The organism is Burkholderia sp. MSMB1826, assembly GCF_001526325.1.
Taxonomy (GTDB): domain Bacteria; phylum Pseudomonadota; class Gammaproteobacteria; order Burkholderiales; family Burkholderiaceae; genus Burkholderia.
Map to the genome: position 1 here is coordinate 240,195 of NZ_LOYN01000058.1, position 13,734 is coordinate 253,928.

At 62.5% G+C, this 13,734-nt stretch carries 13 protein-coding genes; 1 reads left to right on the forward strand and 12 read right to left on the reverse strand.

Annotated features, from left to right (window positions below; all coding sequences use genetic code 11):
* Window positions 1-18: 18 nt before the first annotated feature.
* From WS95_RS32020 to WS95_RS32065, 11 genes are all read right to left on the reverse strand, one after another.
* The gene (locus WS95_RS32020; protein WP_059828221.1) at window positions 19-780 is read right to left on the reverse strand and encodes a fimbria/pilus chaperone family protein; all 762 of its coding nucleotides are present in this window, start codon (window positions 778-780) and stop codon (window positions 19-21) included.
* A gap of 61 nt (window positions 781-841) precedes the next feature.
* Complete coding sequence (locus tag WS95_RS32025; protein WP_059828223.1) at window positions 842-1,561, reverse strand: DUF1120 domain-containing protein; 720 nt, start codon at window positions 1,559-1,561, stop codon at window positions 842-844.
* 33 nt (window positions 1,562-1,594) lie between these two features.
* Complete coding sequence (locus tag WS95_RS32030) at window positions 1,595-2,365, reverse strand: DUF1120 domain-containing protein (protein ID WP_059828225.1); 771 nt, start codon at window positions 2,363-2,365, stop codon at window positions 1,595-1,597.
* Between the two features lie 89 nt (window positions 2,366-2,454).
* Window positions 2,455-2,685 carry a hypothetical protein gene (locus WS95_RS35240; protein WP_156444634.1) on the reverse strand — a complete coding sequence of 77 codons (231 nt, stop codon included), beginning with the start codon at window positions 2,683-2,685 and terminating at the stop codon, window positions 2,455-2,457.
* 207 nt (window positions 2,686-2,892) lie between these two features.
* A complete protein-coding gene (locus WS95_RS32035; protein ID WP_059828228.1) occupies window positions 2,893-3,204 on the reverse strand; it encodes an H-NS histone family protein in 312 nt (103 codons plus the stop codon).
* Window positions 3,205-3,586: 382 nt separating this feature from the next.
* Window positions 3,587-5,884, reverse strand: a complete 2,298-nt coding sequence (locus WS95_RS32040) for a TonB-dependent siderophore receptor (protein ID WP_082747049.1) — start codon at window positions 5,882-5,884, stop codon at window positions 3,587-3,589.
* Window positions 5,885-6,073: 189 nt separating this feature from the next.
* Window positions 6,074-7,096: a FecR family protein gene (locus tag WS95_RS32045; protein ID WP_156444635.1), complete on the reverse strand. Its 1,023-nt coding sequence runs from the start codon at window positions 7,094-7,096 to the stop codon at window positions 6,074-6,076.
* 33 nt (window positions 7,097-7,129) lie between these two features.
* Window positions 7,130-7,624, reverse strand: a complete 495-nt coding sequence (locus WS95_RS32050; RefSeq protein WP_059828233.1) for an RNA polymerase sigma factor — start codon at window positions 7,622-7,624, stop codon at window positions 7,130-7,132.
* Window positions 7,625-7,884: 260 nt separating this feature from the next.
* On the reverse strand, window positions 7,885-8,487 hold the full coding sequence (locus WS95_RS32055) for a class I SAM-dependent methyltransferase (RefSeq protein WP_059828234.1): 603 nt from the start codon (window positions 8,485-8,487) through the stop codon (window positions 7,885-7,887).
* Between the two features lie 243 nt (window positions 8,488-8,730).
* On the reverse strand, window positions 8,731-10,452 hold the full coding sequence (gene poxB, locus WS95_RS32060) for a ubiquinone-dependent pyruvate dehydrogenase (RefSeq protein WP_059828235.1): 1,722 nt from the start codon (window positions 10,450-10,452) through the stop codon (window positions 8,731-8,733).
* Window positions 10,453-10,598: 146 nt separating this feature from the next.
* Window positions 10,599-11,099 carry an Lrp/AsnC family transcriptional regulator gene (locus tag WS95_RS32065; protein WP_059828237.1) on the reverse strand — a complete coding sequence of 167 codons (501 nt, stop codon included), beginning with the start codon at window positions 11,097-11,099 and terminating at the stop codon, window positions 10,599-10,601.
* Window positions 11,100-11,292: 193 nt separating this feature from the next.
* Here WS95_RS32065 and WS95_RS32070 point away from each other — a divergent pair, with 193 nt between their 5' ends.
* On the forward strand, window positions 11,293-12,309 hold the full coding sequence (locus WS95_RS32070; RefSeq protein ID WP_059828239.1) for a 1-aminocyclopropane-1-carboxylate deaminase: 1,017 nt from the start codon (window positions 11,293-11,295) through the stop codon (window positions 12,307-12,309).
* Window positions 12,310-12,486: 177 nt separating this feature from the next.
* Here WS95_RS32070 and WS95_RS32075 read toward each other — a convergent pair whose 3' ends face one another.
* Complete coding sequence (locus WS95_RS32075) at window positions 12,487-13,506, reverse strand: hypothetical protein (protein ID WP_059828241.1); 1,020 nt, start codon at window positions 13,504-13,506, stop codon at window positions 12,487-12,489.
* Between the last annotated feature and the right edge of the window lie 228 nt (window positions 13,507-13,734).

Consider the following 13,734-nt stretch of genomic DNA (forward strand, 5'->3'; position numbering starts at 1 on the left):
TGAAGGCCCGCCGGTTTGTTATTGGGGAGTGCTCGCGGTCGCGGAGGAGGCTGCTCCGGTCGACGCGGTCGCCGCGTCAGAGGTGAACGAGCCGATCTTCGCCGAGTACTTGCCGACGATGTAGCCATACAGTGAGGCCGGACTGATTTCGACGTCCGTGTCCGACGCGTTTGGCGCTTTCGTCTTGATGTCGAGCGTCTCGCCCGGCAGGATGTAGGTCCGGGGCAATGCAACCCCCGTCTTGCTCGGCAGAAGCGTCGCCGCTTGCGCCATGCGCACGACGTACGGGCCGGGATTCTTCACCGAGAATCCGGACGCGGTGCGAGCCCATGTCAGCAGCTTCCACGGCTCGTCGTTTCGGGCCAGATTCTTCGGCCGGATGATCACGGGAATGTTCTGCCTGATCGAGATGTGAACGGAGTTGTCGTCTTTAGGCGGCACACCCTCGAAGCTCACGCGCTCGAGGTGCTCGACCTTGATGTCGTCCTTGCTGACCAGGAAGAACCGCACGACCTGCGTATCGCCCGGCTCGATCCGTGCCACCGGCGGCGTGGCCGTCAGACGCTGTACCGTCTCCTCCGGAATCTTCTCCAAGCGCGTCACCATCAGCAACGGGCCTTTATCGTTGTTCAGCACACCAAGCGACGCCTCCCCCTTTCCCGCATCGACCACTACCACCGAGGACTCGAGCTTGAGACTGTCTGCATGGCTGGTCGTACTGAACAGCGCGAGGCCGGCAAGAATCGTTACGCAATATTTATTAGTAGTTCTGTTTTTCATGATGAGCGCAAGATGAACATCCTGGTAAACGAGGCGCCGGCGAGACGGCGCCTCGAGGCCCTTACAGGTAATACACCGTGAACGTCGCGTTGCCGTCGAACGTGATGTTGCCGCTCGTCGGCAGTGCGCTCGACTGGTTCACCGTCGGCGTCACGACAATGTTGGCGGTGAAGGTCTGGCCGGTCGATGCGGCCGTCGACGACGAGCTGTCCGCCCACGTGATCAGGTTGGTGGCGTCGCTCGGGTTCACGGCCAGGCCTGCCGACGTCGACGCCGCGGGCGCCAGCGTCTCGTTCGTCAACGTGATCGTGGCCGGGGTCTTGGCCGTGCCACCCACCGCGAACGTGTTGGCCGTCAGCGTGTAAGCGCCGATGTTCTTCGAGCTCGCCTGGCCGAGACCGAACGCATTCGTCGCGCTCGTCGTACCCGCTGCGATACCCGACGCCCAGTTTGCCGTCAGCCCGCTCACCACGCTGGTTGCGCGGTTGTCCTTGACGCCGAACGCGACCTGCGTGTTGCCGGAACAGGCGATCGTCAACGGAACCGTCTGCGGATTCGTCAGCACGGTGCCGGTCGCATTGTTGGAAATGCTGCTCAGCGGCGTCGTGCCGAATGCCGCCGTGCCGTTTGCACCGAGCGTCAGCGTGCACGACGGCGGCGTGATCGTGCCCGTCACCGTCAGCGTCGCGGTCGGGCCGGGAACGGGCGAGCCAGCAAACGATGCGCTGGCCAGGCTCAGTGCGGCGCCAGCAAGCGCCGCTTCGATGATTCGTTTTTTCATGTCGTCCTCAAGCTAATGTGTCACGCCCGAACATCAGATATAGAAAATCGTGACGGTCGCGTTGCCGTCGAGCTTGATGTTCGTATTCAACGGAAGCGCGCTGGTGTTGTTGATCGTCGGTGTGACATACAGATTCGTCGTAAACACCTGACCCGTCGTGGGCGCAGTGGCGGTCGCGCTCGCAACCCAGGTCCAGTACGCGGCCGGTTTCGAGTACGCCTGAACTGCGGCCGCTTGCGAGTAAGGACTAAAGTTGCCCTTGCTGTCCGCGCCGTAGGTCGCGGCAGCAATACCCGTGGTTCCATCGACCGCAAACGTGTCCGCGGTGATCGAATACACGCCCACGGCAGTGTTGTTCGTGCCGCTGACCGTACCGAGTCCGTAGGCCAGATAGTCCGGGCACGGGCCCCCGCATTTCGCAACGGTGCCGCTGGTCAGTTGCAACGTCACATTGCTGCCGGACGTAATGCTTGCCAGGCTGGCAGCGCGATTGTCCAGAATCCGGAAGGCGATCTGCGTGGGCGCCGTACAGGACACGGTCATCGGAATCGCAGCCGACGTAGGCAGTACGGTACCGGTCGTCGACGAAGCATTCAGCGTCGCGCTGCTGATGGTGCCGAAATCGGCCTTGCCGCCGCCTTGCAAGGTGACGCTGCAGGTGCCGGGAACGAGCGCCCCGGTCACGGCGAGCGTGCCCGTTGCCGACGATGCAACCGGCGTCCCCGAAGATGCGGCGAAAGCCGTCGACGCGCTTGCGAGCAGCGAAAAGGCCGCAAGCAGGGTGAATTTCTTGTTGAGTTTCATTTCAACCTTCCATATATCAATCAAATTTGTTCATCCCGAAAAACCAGTCAATAAAATCCATCCACCTCCTTGAAATAATCAATTTCACGTTAGAACAACGAATTCGATGGGTCGCCGTTACAACCGGTTCGGTCCATCGAATCGTCTCTCTTCCCGGATGACTCTCTTCGACTGACGATCGATATTCGTGCTGCCAACGTCGCCGTATCGAGCCTGGCAATGACGCTTTCCGCCACTTCGTTGTTGATCCGGAACCCGCGCGCCTCGTCGATCAACGCCTGCTGCAGAGCCTGAACTCTTATTTCGCGAAATGTACTCACGGTGCCTTCCTCAATTGCGTCCGCCACCCAGCTCCGTCTATCAGAATAAAAAAAGCGCAGCGAGATCAATACTGCGCAAAGTGTCCGGCACGAGGGAACCGGACACGGCCAAACTCCCTGACAGATACGCCAGCACAATGAAATTTAGTTTTCCTTTCTATGCACCTTGTCCTGAAAATTTAAACTTCTACTAATGTATCGGCACCTTTATTCTTGATTCCTCGTGAGTGCCTCGCCTGTCTCCACCACCTCAAGTTCAAAATCCTGCCGGTTTTTTCCTTTGAGCCAACGCGGCTCTCTGCCCCGCCCGCTCCACACCGCACCACTCTTCGGATCGAAGTATCTCGGCTTGACCTTTCGCTTCTTGCCGAGCGGAAACAACTCGTCCGCATCAAAGTGAAACTCGTCGATCGCCAGCATGATTTCAATCAGAACCTCGTCGCGAACAAGTGCTCGATCCTTGGCGATCTGTGCCTCCAGCTCCGACTTCCTTTGTATGTATCTGGTGAATTTGTCCATCCCACACCCGACAATATGTTTCGTCCCGACTTCTCTACGACAGAGCGTTCAGTAAAGACCGAGGATCAGGATGCGAACGAGACGCCATTTCCATCTAATTCGGCATCCTGATCGAATGCGATGGCGTTTCACGTTTCAAACCGATCTCGCCCCGCACCGAGGCCGCCAGACAGTGCTCCCTTCGCGATCGAACATCTGTCCGACGCAACGAGCCGGCCGCGAACCGCTTCACGAGGCCGTTTCGTTACCTCTCATATGCAAAGGCGAACGACGCGGGAAAACGGACCAGTCGATTTTTTGCAAATATTTCTATTTAAATATATATATCTATAGAATTTATCTATTTAATGGTCGCAACTGCCCGTGCGGCAGGCGTCATACTCTAGATGTCGCGGCGGGCCGTCAGATAGATCAGCCTGCCCGGCTGCAGAAATGCTTGACTCTCCGTTGCACCAGACTGGTAGAGCGCGCGATCAAATACATTCTTGACGCTGAGTGTGGCGGACCACTTCTTTGCGCGATACCAAAGCCCCAGGTCGGTTTGAGCCTGCCCCGGCAAGCGATTGCCACCGTCTTCCTTGACGAATGTTTCGGTCCGCGCCAGCACGCCGATGCCCCCGCCCCAGCCCTTCAACCGGTCGCCCTGAAGGTCGTAGGTCAGCCACAACGAACCCGCGTGACGCGGCAGACCCGGGCCGCTTTGCACGGCATTGTAGGCGTAGCTCGCATTGAGGTTGAGGCCGGGCAACAACCGCCCGGTTGCGCTGGCCTCGACACCGCGGGTCACCTGTCCGCCTTGCAGATCGACGAGGCCGGTACCCGGGATTGGCTGAACGACGGTTGCCGACTCGGTTCGAAACACGTCCGCGGTCAGCGACAGGCGATCATCGAGCAGATTCATCTTCAGTCCTGCCTCGACGGAACGTCCCGAATACGGCGGCGGCGTTTCTCCCGTGGTCAACGTATAGCCATGTCGCGGATAGAAGCTGCGCATCGAGCTTGCATAGACGGACAAGGTGTCCGTCAGCTCGTACAGCACGCCGATATTGGGTAGCCACGCATGCTGGGATGCCGTTCGGGACGTCTGCGACTTCCCGTAGGCGAGACTGGCCGTAACGTGCAGCCGCCCCCACGACAATTGATCTTGCAGATACATGTTGCTGAAGTAATTTTTCCCGGAATCGTTGTAGACGAACGACCCGCCATATGGGGGCAATACAGGACTCGGAAATGGTGCAGCCAGCAAACTGTCTCCACCAACCGGGACATTTGAACTTTCCCAGTTCACGGAATACTGAAATCCGGCAATGACGACATGCTTGACGGGCCCGCTCGAGAATCGCGCACTCAGGTTGTTGTCCGTCAACACATTGAATACACGGTGGTAGCCGGCCAGTGCACTGAAGTAAGCTGTATCCGGAGGTGAAGCAAAAGACACCGGCCAGTACCCGGTATTCGAGTACTTCTCGATATAGCGCGAATAAACGGCGCGACTCGAGAGCGAGAAAATCTCATTGAATCGATGCCTGAAATCGATGTCGACATCGTCCGACTGCACGAGCGCCCCGCCTGGCTGGGCCGCCGGCAACGACACCTTCGCCGGAGACCCGTCAGGGCCGAACAGCGTCGTCGCATTGAGCGGAACGGCCTGCACGTGGTGCCGGTAGCCGATCACGATCGATGTGCCGGCAGATCTCCAGCTCACTGACGGCGCGACGTAGAGGGATTTCGAGCCATCGTATCCATATGCGCTCTCGCCCGTTCTCTCGGCCGACAGGACGAAACGATAAGTCAGGCGCTTGTCGCTACCGAGAGGGCCGCCGAGATCGATTGCCTGTTTCCAGTCCCCGAACGAGCCGACCTGCATCGTCACCTCGCGCACGGGCTTGTCAGTCGGCTGCTTGGTCACGACGTTGACGATCCCGCCGGGATCCATCGAGCCGGCCAGAATGGACTCCGCTCCTCTGAGCACCTCGACCCTCTCGATGCCGTCGATCGGGATGCTCAACGAGCCGGCCACCTGTGAACTCAGCCCGAGCGCAGTCGGCAGGCCGTTGACCGCCACCGGCGCATTGAATCCGCGGATGGTTGCCTGGGACTGGACGCCACCGTAATTGCTCGTCGTCACGCCGCCGAGATAGGCGAGCGCACTGGATACCGACTGCGCGCCCTGGCTTTCGAGCAGTCTCCGGTTCAGGACCTGGATCGACTGCGGAATCAGCGCGATCGGCGTGTCGGTGCGTGTCGCCGCGCTCGAAAATTCGGTGACGAAGCCCAGGTTGTCGGAAATCGCGCTCGCGTTGACCTCGATCGTCGGCAACACGGAATCGGTCGCCTCCGGCAGCACCCGTTGCGGCCCCGAAGCCGACGCCTCGATCACATAAGTCTTGTCGCCGCGTGCCACGGCATTCAGTCCGGTACCGGCCAACAGGCGATCGAGCGCATCGCGCAATGACATTTGCCCCGACACGGCCGGCGCCTGCCGGCCTGCCACCAGCTTATCGGGTGCAAGAATGTTGACGCCCATACTGGCAGCGAGACGCACCAGTGCACTGCTCAGCGGCTGAGCGGGCAGATCGATTGCCGATTGCGCATGGAGCGGCAAACTGGACAGCGCCCACAGTGCTGCTGCAATGCGCGTCACTTTCGACATTCTGGTGCCCGCCCCTGCCTTCGCCATGCTCGACCGTCTCCCTTCATACCGTTGCAGGCGGCCGGCGCGACACGCACGTCACGAGCCCATTGAGCAACGAGGCGAACGAGACGCGCAAGGCAACCGGCCGGCAGCCTGAATAATTATTATCTGCATCCGCCGTCTACTGCGGCAGTTCGCACACGGGTGGTCGGACAACACATGCCGTCGAGCGCATCAACGACGCGACGCAATCACGGCCGTACCCGCCGGCTGAATGTCGACGGTCACCGGCACGACGCTCGACAACGTCTTCAACAGCAAGTCGGGGTCCGCACTGGAAAACCCGCCCGTCACGCGATAGTCGCCCACCCGTGCATCGGCGAGCACGATCGGCTGCTTGCGATAGCGCTGCACTTCGTGGACGACGTCCCGCAACGGCGTCCCGTTGAATTGCAGGCGGTTGTCCTTCCAGCCGACCATCGCATCGAACTGCTGCTGGTCCTGCAGTTCGACGTTCCCCACGCGATCGGCGCGTGCGGCCTGGCCGGCCTGCAACGGTACCGGCGCGGCGCCGGCGGACGCGGTCAGCTCGACCCGGCCTTCCAGCACCGCAACGTCCACGCCATCGGTCATTTTCCGCACCGTGAAGCGCGTGCCGATATCCCGGACGTTGGCCGTGCCCACCGACACGTCGAACGACCGCACCAGGCTATGGGCGACCGAGAACAGCGCCTCGCCCCGTTGAACCGTCGCATCGCGCGAGCGGAGCCGGTTCACGAAGATCATTTCCGTATCGGTATTGAGCGTAACGTGACTGCCGTCGGCGAGTGCGACATCGACGTGCTCGCCGATCGCGGTTTGCAAGTGCTGGCTCGTCAGGATGGGGTTGACGATCCAGAGCGTCGAAATTGCGCCGAACAATGCGAGCGCGGCGCCATAGGTCGCTACGCGAACGCCCGTGCGCCGGCCGCTCGGCACGGGCCGGGAGATTCGCTCTTCGGCACGGGCAGGAGGGTGAACGGCGGGACCGACGTGCCGCTTGTACCGTCGGCCGAGGTCGTCGCTCAACGCGTCGACGACGCGCTCCGCCGCATGATGATCAGCCAGGTACTGGCGCCGTTCCGGATGATTGCCCGCCCACGATTCGAGCTCGATTTGCGCGCGCGACTTCTCCGCGTCGCTACCGAACGTCAGCGAAACGAGCAAGTCATCGGCTTTGTCTATCTCGGCCTGGGTAAGTGGCATGTCGACTGTCAACGGCGGCCCCGTGCAATGCGCGCGATTGCGCAGTTATAGCACAGCGTCCCGACACGCTTTCATTGCCTGAACCAGGTACTTCTTGATGACGGTCGGACTGATGTCCATTTCCTGCGCTGCCTCTTCGTACGAAAGGCCATGCAGCTTGCAAAGCACGAAGGCTTCGCGGCACCGGGGCGGCAACCCGTCCAGCGCCCGCGTCACCTGATCGAGAGACTCGCGCGCGATGCATTCGCGCTCCGGCGTCACATCGGAACGCACGAGCCGGTCAATGCCTTCGTCGCCGACGTCTTCGCACAATTGCTGGGGGAAAAATCGGCGGCGTCGCGCCGCATCGATCTGCAAATTATTCGAAACATGGAACATCAGCGCAGCCGGCGACTGCACATCATTCTGCTGAACATAGCGAAGCGCGACCTCGAACGAAGCCTGCGCAATATCGGCAGCGTCGTCGCTGCTCAGCCGCCTGGAAAGATAGCGGCGCAGTTCGCTGTAGCCTCGCAGAAGCTCGTCCAGCACGCCAGACATTTATCGCCCCGTTCGTCAGTCGAATGTCATGGGGCGCCGAAAATCCCGAGCGACCCCGCCCCTTTTTAACCGCGAGTATATATGGAGAATATCGCGTCAAAACCTTACGCCAAGCGTACTGAATTCTCTCACAAGACTCATCGATCACTGTCAACAATTGAAAATTGGCTTTGACGATTCAAGTCGAGGCAGTCCGGTCAATTCAGAAAACATTTAAATCGACGCAGAATCCGACCGCGCACGATGCACGACATCACGAGTCAATACTCGACGAGTGTCGATGTTTCGGTAGCCGCATTGCGCACGGTCACGATGCGCGCGGGCGGAAAATTTGCCCAGACGATCCGGCTATTGCTGGCAACAAATGCCGAATCCCCGAGCGGATGACGGCCGGGCGGCCGCAGGTCGTACGTGAATTGAATCATCACGCCGTCGGTCGACAGCACGCGGCGACATTGACCGACGATTGCCGCCACGTCTTCACGCGGCAGCGTGCGCAGCGGCAGACACGAGACGATCGCGTCGACCGTGGCGCCCGGCGGCAGCAGCCGCTCGAGTTGCCGTGCGTCGCCCGACACGATCGAGATTCCGGGAAAGCGTCGCCGCAGATGCTGCACGAACGCCGCCGAGCGTTCGACCACCACGAGACGCCGTGGCGCGACGCCGCGTTCGAGCAGCGCCGCGGTGATCGCGCCGGTGCCGCCGCTAAGCTCGACGACCAGCCCGCAGCCGTGCGGCACCGCATCGGCCATCTCGCGCGCCAGATGCCGCGAACTCGGACACAACGCGCCAACCGCGGCCGGACGATCGACCCACTCGCGCACGAACAGTGCCGAGACACGCCACGCGTTCGGCCACATCATCGGCGCGCCTTGCGCGGTTTCGCCATCGGCTTCGACATGTCGATGACTTCATGGAACAGAGCTGCCGCGACACGGGGCTCGAGCATGCGCTTCCTTCTGGGACGAATCGATCCGCCGCACGGCGCGGCGACCCAATCGATTTTAGGAAAAGCAAACTTAAGGCGACGTGAAGATTGTCCCTGATTGACCCGATCAATTCGTGCCAGATCGGCGGCCGGCGCCCGCCCCGCTTGCACCGCCCGCTCACCGCAAATTCGTTCGCGCCAGCTCGACGATCTCGTCGCCGCGCCCGCTGAGGATCGCGCGCAACATGAACAGGCTGAAGCCCTTCGCATGCGCGAGCTCGATCTTCGGCGGCATCGCGAGTTCGTACTTCGACGTGACGACGTCGACCACCGCCGGCCCGTCATGCTCGAACGCCGTGCGCAACGCGTGCTCGACGTTCTCCGAATGCTCGACGCGCACGCTGAAAATACCGGCGCCTTTCGCGATCGCCGCGAAGTCGGTCGGGCTCAGGTCGACGTTCGTGTCGAGATAGCCGGCCGCCTTCAGCTCCATCGACACGAAGCCGAGCAGGCTGTTGTTGTACACGACGACCTTGATCGGCAACTTCAACTGGCGTGCGCTCAGCAGATCGCCGAGCAGCATCGACAGCCCGCCGTCGCCCGACAGCGACACGACCTGCCGCCCCGGATGCGCGCCCTGCGCGCCGAGCGCCTGCGGCATCGCATTCGCCATCGACCCGTGGTTGAACGAGCCGTGCAGTTGCCGCTTGCCGTTCATCGTCAGGTAGCGCGCGGCCCAGAGTGTCGGCGTGCCGACGTCGGCCGTGAAGATCGCGTCGTCGGCCGCGACCTCGTCGACGATCTTCGTCAGGTACTGCGGATGGATCGCGCGGCCCGGCGGCTCGGCCACCGCGAGATCGTCGAGCCCCTTGCGCGCGGCCGCGTAATGCTTCAGCGCGTTCTCGAGGAAGCGCCGCTGCGTCTTGCGCGTGAGCCGCGGCAGCAACGCCGCGATCGTTTCCTTCACGGTGCCGACGAGCCCGAGTGCGAGCGGTGCGCGATGGCCGAGCTGCGAGCCCTTCCAGTCGATCTGCGCGATCTTCGCATGGGTCGGATAAAACGGCCGGTACGGGAAATCCGTGCCGAGCATCAGCAGCGTGTCGCACGATTCCATCGCGTGATAGCCGGAGCTGAAACCGATCAGCCCGGTCATTCCGACGTCGAACGGGTTGTCCCATTCGACGAACTGCTTGCCGCGCAGCGCGTGCACGACCGGCGCGCCGAGCGTATCGGCCAGCGCGACCACTTCGTCGTGCGCGCCCTGCGTGCCGCTGCCGCACAGCAGCGTGACCGCGTCGGACCCGTTGAGCAGCGCCGCGAGCCGGTCGAGATCGGCATCGGCCGGCAGGATCGACGGCGGCGCCGCTTCGCTCCACGCCGGCGCTTCGTCCGGACCGTCGCCGAGCGCGATATCGCCCGGCAGCACGATCACCGCCACGCCGCGCTCGTCGATCGCGGTGCGCATCGCGCGCGCCAGCACGCGCGGGAACTGCGACGCGTTCGTCACGAGTTCGGCGAAGTGGCTGCATTCGCGGAACAGCTCCTGCGGATGGGTTTCCTGGAAGTAGCCGAGGCCGATCTCCGTGGACGGAATGTGCGCGGCGATCGCGAGCACCGGCTGATGGTTGCGGTGGCAGTCGTACAACCCGTTGATCAGGTGCAGATTGCCGGGGCCGCAACTGCCCGCGCACACCGCGAGCCGCCCGGTGGAGGCCGCATCGGCGCCGGCCGCGAATGCCGCACTCTCCTCGTGCCGCGTGTGCATCCAGCGGATCGAGCCGATCTGGCTCAAGCTGAACGACAGGCCGTTCAGGCTGTCGCCCGTCACGCCCCAGATGCGCTCGACGCCCGCTGCCGCAAGCATCTTCGCCAGATATTCCGCCATCGTCTGTCTTGCCATGATGCCCTCACAGTTGGGTTGTCGCGACATGCAGCATCTGCCCTGCATCGGCGCATGATAGTCAAGGATGCGAATCGGCGTATGAACGGTGCAATCGCGATGCGTTCCGCATGGACGACCGACGCGAAACCCGCCGTCGTGACGTGCTACAGCGGCAGCGCATGCGTCGACAGGATTTCCTTGAGCACCATGAACGAGCGCACCTGCCGCACGCCCGGCAGGTAAAGCAACTGCTCGGCATGCAGCCGGTTGAAGCTGTCGTTGTCGCGCGTGCGCACGAGCATGAAGTAGTCGAACTCTCCCGTCACGACATGGCATTCGACGCACCCCGACACTTTCTGCGCCGCCTTCTCGAACGCGGCGAACGCTTCCGGCGTCGAGCGATCGAGTACGAAGCCGATCACGACCAGCATCCCGGCGCCGAGCGGCTTCGGTTCGAGCAACGCGACGATGCCGCGGATCAGCCCCATTTCCTTGAGCCGCTCGACGCGCCGCAGGCACGCCGGCGCGCTCAGCTTCACTTTCGCCGCGAGGCTCACGTTCGAGATCGACGCATCCTGCTGCAGTTGCCGCAGGATCGCGCGGTCGATGCGGTCGAGCGTCGGTGCGGCGTCGGCTCGCGATGCACTGCTGCGATCTAATTTCATTGCGTCAACTCCCGTTTTTACGAATCGAAATTGCTTAACCTGCATTCGTATCGTCGATAACGTAGGTCGACACAATTTATTTCGCAAGCTCATTTCCCGCGCTTGTGCCTATCATTTTGCATCGGAGCCCGGCCTGCCGGCAGCGCCCGAACGATCCGCTTTCCCGTCCTGTTCCCCCTTTCGGAGCCCGCCGATGAACCTGCAACGCTTCCCCCGCTATCCGCTGACGTTCGGCCCGACACCCATCCAGCCACTCAAGCGCCTGAGCGCGCATCTCGGCGGCAAGGTCGAGCTGTATGCGAAGCGCGAGGACTGCAACAGCGGTCTCGCATTCGGCGGCAACAAGACCCGCAAGCTCGAATATCTCGTTCCCGACGCGCTCGCGCAGGGCGCCGATACGCTCGTGTCGATCGGCGGCGTGCAGTCGAACCAGACGCGCCAGGTGGCGGCCGTCGCCGCGCATCTCGGGATGAAGTGCGTGCTCGTGCAGGAACACTGGGTCAACTACGAAGATCCGGTATACGACCGGGTCGGCAACATCCAGTTGTCCAGAATGATGGGCGCCGACGTGCGGCTCGTGTCCGACGGCTTCGACATCGGCATTCGCCGCAGTTGGGAAGAAGCGATGGAGAGCGTGCGGCAGGCGGGCGGCAAGCCGTATCCGATTCCGGCCGGCTGCTCCGAGCATCCACTTGGCGGGCTCGGATTCGTCGGCTTCGCGGAGGAAGTGCGTGCGCAAGAAGCGACACTCGGGTTCAAGTTCGATTACGTCGTCGTCTGCTCGGTGACGGGCAGCACGCAGGCCGGCATGGTCGTCGGCTTCGCGGCCGACGGGCGCGCGGATCGCGTGATCGGTATCGATGCGTCGGCGAAGCCGGAGCAGACGCGCGAACAGATCACGCGCATCGCGCGGCATACGGCCGAACTGGTAGAGCTCGGCCGCGATATCGTCGACCAGGATGTCGTGCTCGATACGCGGTACGGCGGGCCCGAGTACGGCTTGCCGAGCGACGGCACGCTGGAAGCGATTCGCCTGTGCGCACGGCTGGAAGGGATGCTGACCGATCCCGTCTACGAAGGGAAATCGATGCACGGGATGATCGACAAGGTGCGGCGCGGGGAATTCGAGCCGGGGTCGAAGGTGCTGTACGCGCATCTTGGCGGGGCGCCAGCGTTGAGCGCGTACAACGAGATCTTTCGCAACGGTTGACGGTGCCGGTCGAGACGGTACGTGCGACCGACGCGCGGACAAAATGAAATGTCGCCGGCAAGCCGGCGACAAAAGATGCGGCCACGGATGTGGCGCACCTGAGACACTCGACTCAATGCGCGCGGGGTATGTTCGACGGAACGCGCCGTGCGGCGCAGCCGCCCCGGATGCGCCCGCTCAGTTCTGCGTAAGCGGATTCAGCGTCGTGCACAGGAAGCCCGTGCAGTTGGTCGGTTTGAAATAGAACGACGCGCTGCCGCCTCCCGTCACGATGTCGCTGAGATACGCGTATCCCTGAGCCGCCAGGTTATTCGACTGCTGAACAAAGGCAGCACCGGCCGTCTGGATTGCGGTCGACTGATAAGCGAAAGTGGGCGACTGCGTCTGGTCCTTCACATAGACCCATGCGACATCGCTCCCGAACATGTTTGCCCCCTTCGCACGAAAGCCCTTCGCCCCCTCGCTGTTGGCCTGCGCAACCAGATCAGCCACATTCGACGCTTGCGGCAGCGCTTCGTAGGTGTAGGTCGCGCTCGACGCGTTGTCCTTCATGTACAGATTGCCGGAGCCCGATGCCACCATCATCGGACTGACGAACCAGTAACCCGACTGTCCCTGGCCATTTGCCTGCGCAAGAAACGCGGCTTGACTGGTCGGCAACGCCGCACTCACGTACGAATAGGTGGACGACGAGCCGCCGTCCTTCCGATAGAGGTAGCCGTACGATAGCGGGCCGTCGTAACGGTAACCGCTCGCGCCCTGCGCGTTGGCTTGAGTAACGAAGCTCGCGACATCGGACGGTGCATCCTGAAGCTGATATGTATAGGTCGGCGCCGTCCCGTCGTTCACGAAGATCGAAACCGTCGCATTGTCGGCCGAGTAAAAGTAGTCGCCGAGATAGCGATAGCCCTTTGCACCTTCGCCGTTGACGAGCGTCACGAAACTCGCCTTGTCCGATGCGATAGGCTTCGTCTCGTAGCGCAGCGTCACCGTGCTGCCGCCTGCCCCGCCGCTTCCCGTCCCGCCCGAACCCGTGCCGCCCGAACCCGTGCCGCCCGAACCCGTGCCGCCCGAACCCGTCCCGCCGCCGTTGTTGCTCGTCCCCGATCCGCCGGACGCCGCGGGCGAGGAATTGTCGTCGCCGCCGCAAGCGGTCAGCGCAACGCAGGTCAATGCAATCAGTACAGCGGCTTTCATCGGGGTCCCCTTTCAAACGGACAGGACGAACGAAGCCGGCACGCGCGCATCGCGCCGCACGCGCCGACCATCACGAATCGCGAATCGAATCAGGAAGCGAAACTCGGCAATCGGCCGGCGGCTTCCCGCCGGCCCGCCGACGTCAGTTGACCTGCAGTTGGCCGCCGCGGCCCAGCCCGCCCTTCACGTCCTGCGCCTTGTAGCTGCGCAGCGCGACGACCATCTTGT

Bases quoted from the DNA above. Each gene is read 5' to 3' on its own strand.
- WS95_RS32020 (WP_059828221.1), bottom strand. From the start codon at position 780: ATGAAAAACAGAACTACTAATAAATATTGCGTAACGATTCTTGCCGGC.
- WS95_RS32025 (WP_059828223.1), bottom strand. From the start codon at position 1,561: ATGAAAAAACGAATCATCGAAGCGGCGCTTGCTGGCGCCGCACTGAGC.
- WS95_RS32030 (WP_059828225.1), bottom strand. From the start codon at position 2,365: ATGAAACTCAACAAGAAATTCACCCTGCTTGCGGCCTTTTCGCTGCTC.
- WS95_RS32035 (WP_059828228.1), bottom strand. From the start codon at position 3,204: ATGGACAAATTCACCAGATACATACAAAGGAAGTCGGAGCTGGAGGCA.
- WS95_RS32040 (WP_082747049.1), bottom strand. From the start codon at position 5,884: ATGGCGAAGGCAGGGGCGGGCACCAGAATGTCGAAAGTGACGCGCATT.
- WS95_RS32050 (WP_059828233.1), bottom strand. From the start codon at position 7,624: ATGTCTGGCGTGCTGGACGAGCTTCTGCGAGGCTACAGCGAACTGCGC.
- WS95_RS32055 (WP_059828234.1), bottom strand. From the start codon at position 8,487: ATGATGTGGCCGAACGCGTGGCGTGTCTCGGCACTGTTCGTGCGCGAG.
- poxB (WP_059828235.1), bottom strand. From the start codon at position 10,452: ATGGCAAGACAGACGATGGCGGAATATCTGGCGAAGATGCTTGCGGCA.
- WS95_RS32065 (WP_059828237.1), bottom strand. From the start codon at position 11,099: ATGAAATTAGATCGCAGCAGTGCATCGCGAGCCGACGCCGCACCGACG.
- WS95_RS32070 (WP_059828239.1), top strand. From the start codon at position 11,293: ATGAACCTGCAACGCTTCCCCCGCTATCCGCTGACGTTCGGCCCGACA.
- WS95_RS32075 (WP_059828241.1), bottom strand. From the start codon at position 13,506: ATGAAAGCCGCTGTACTGATTGCATTGACCTGCGTTGCGCTGACCGCT.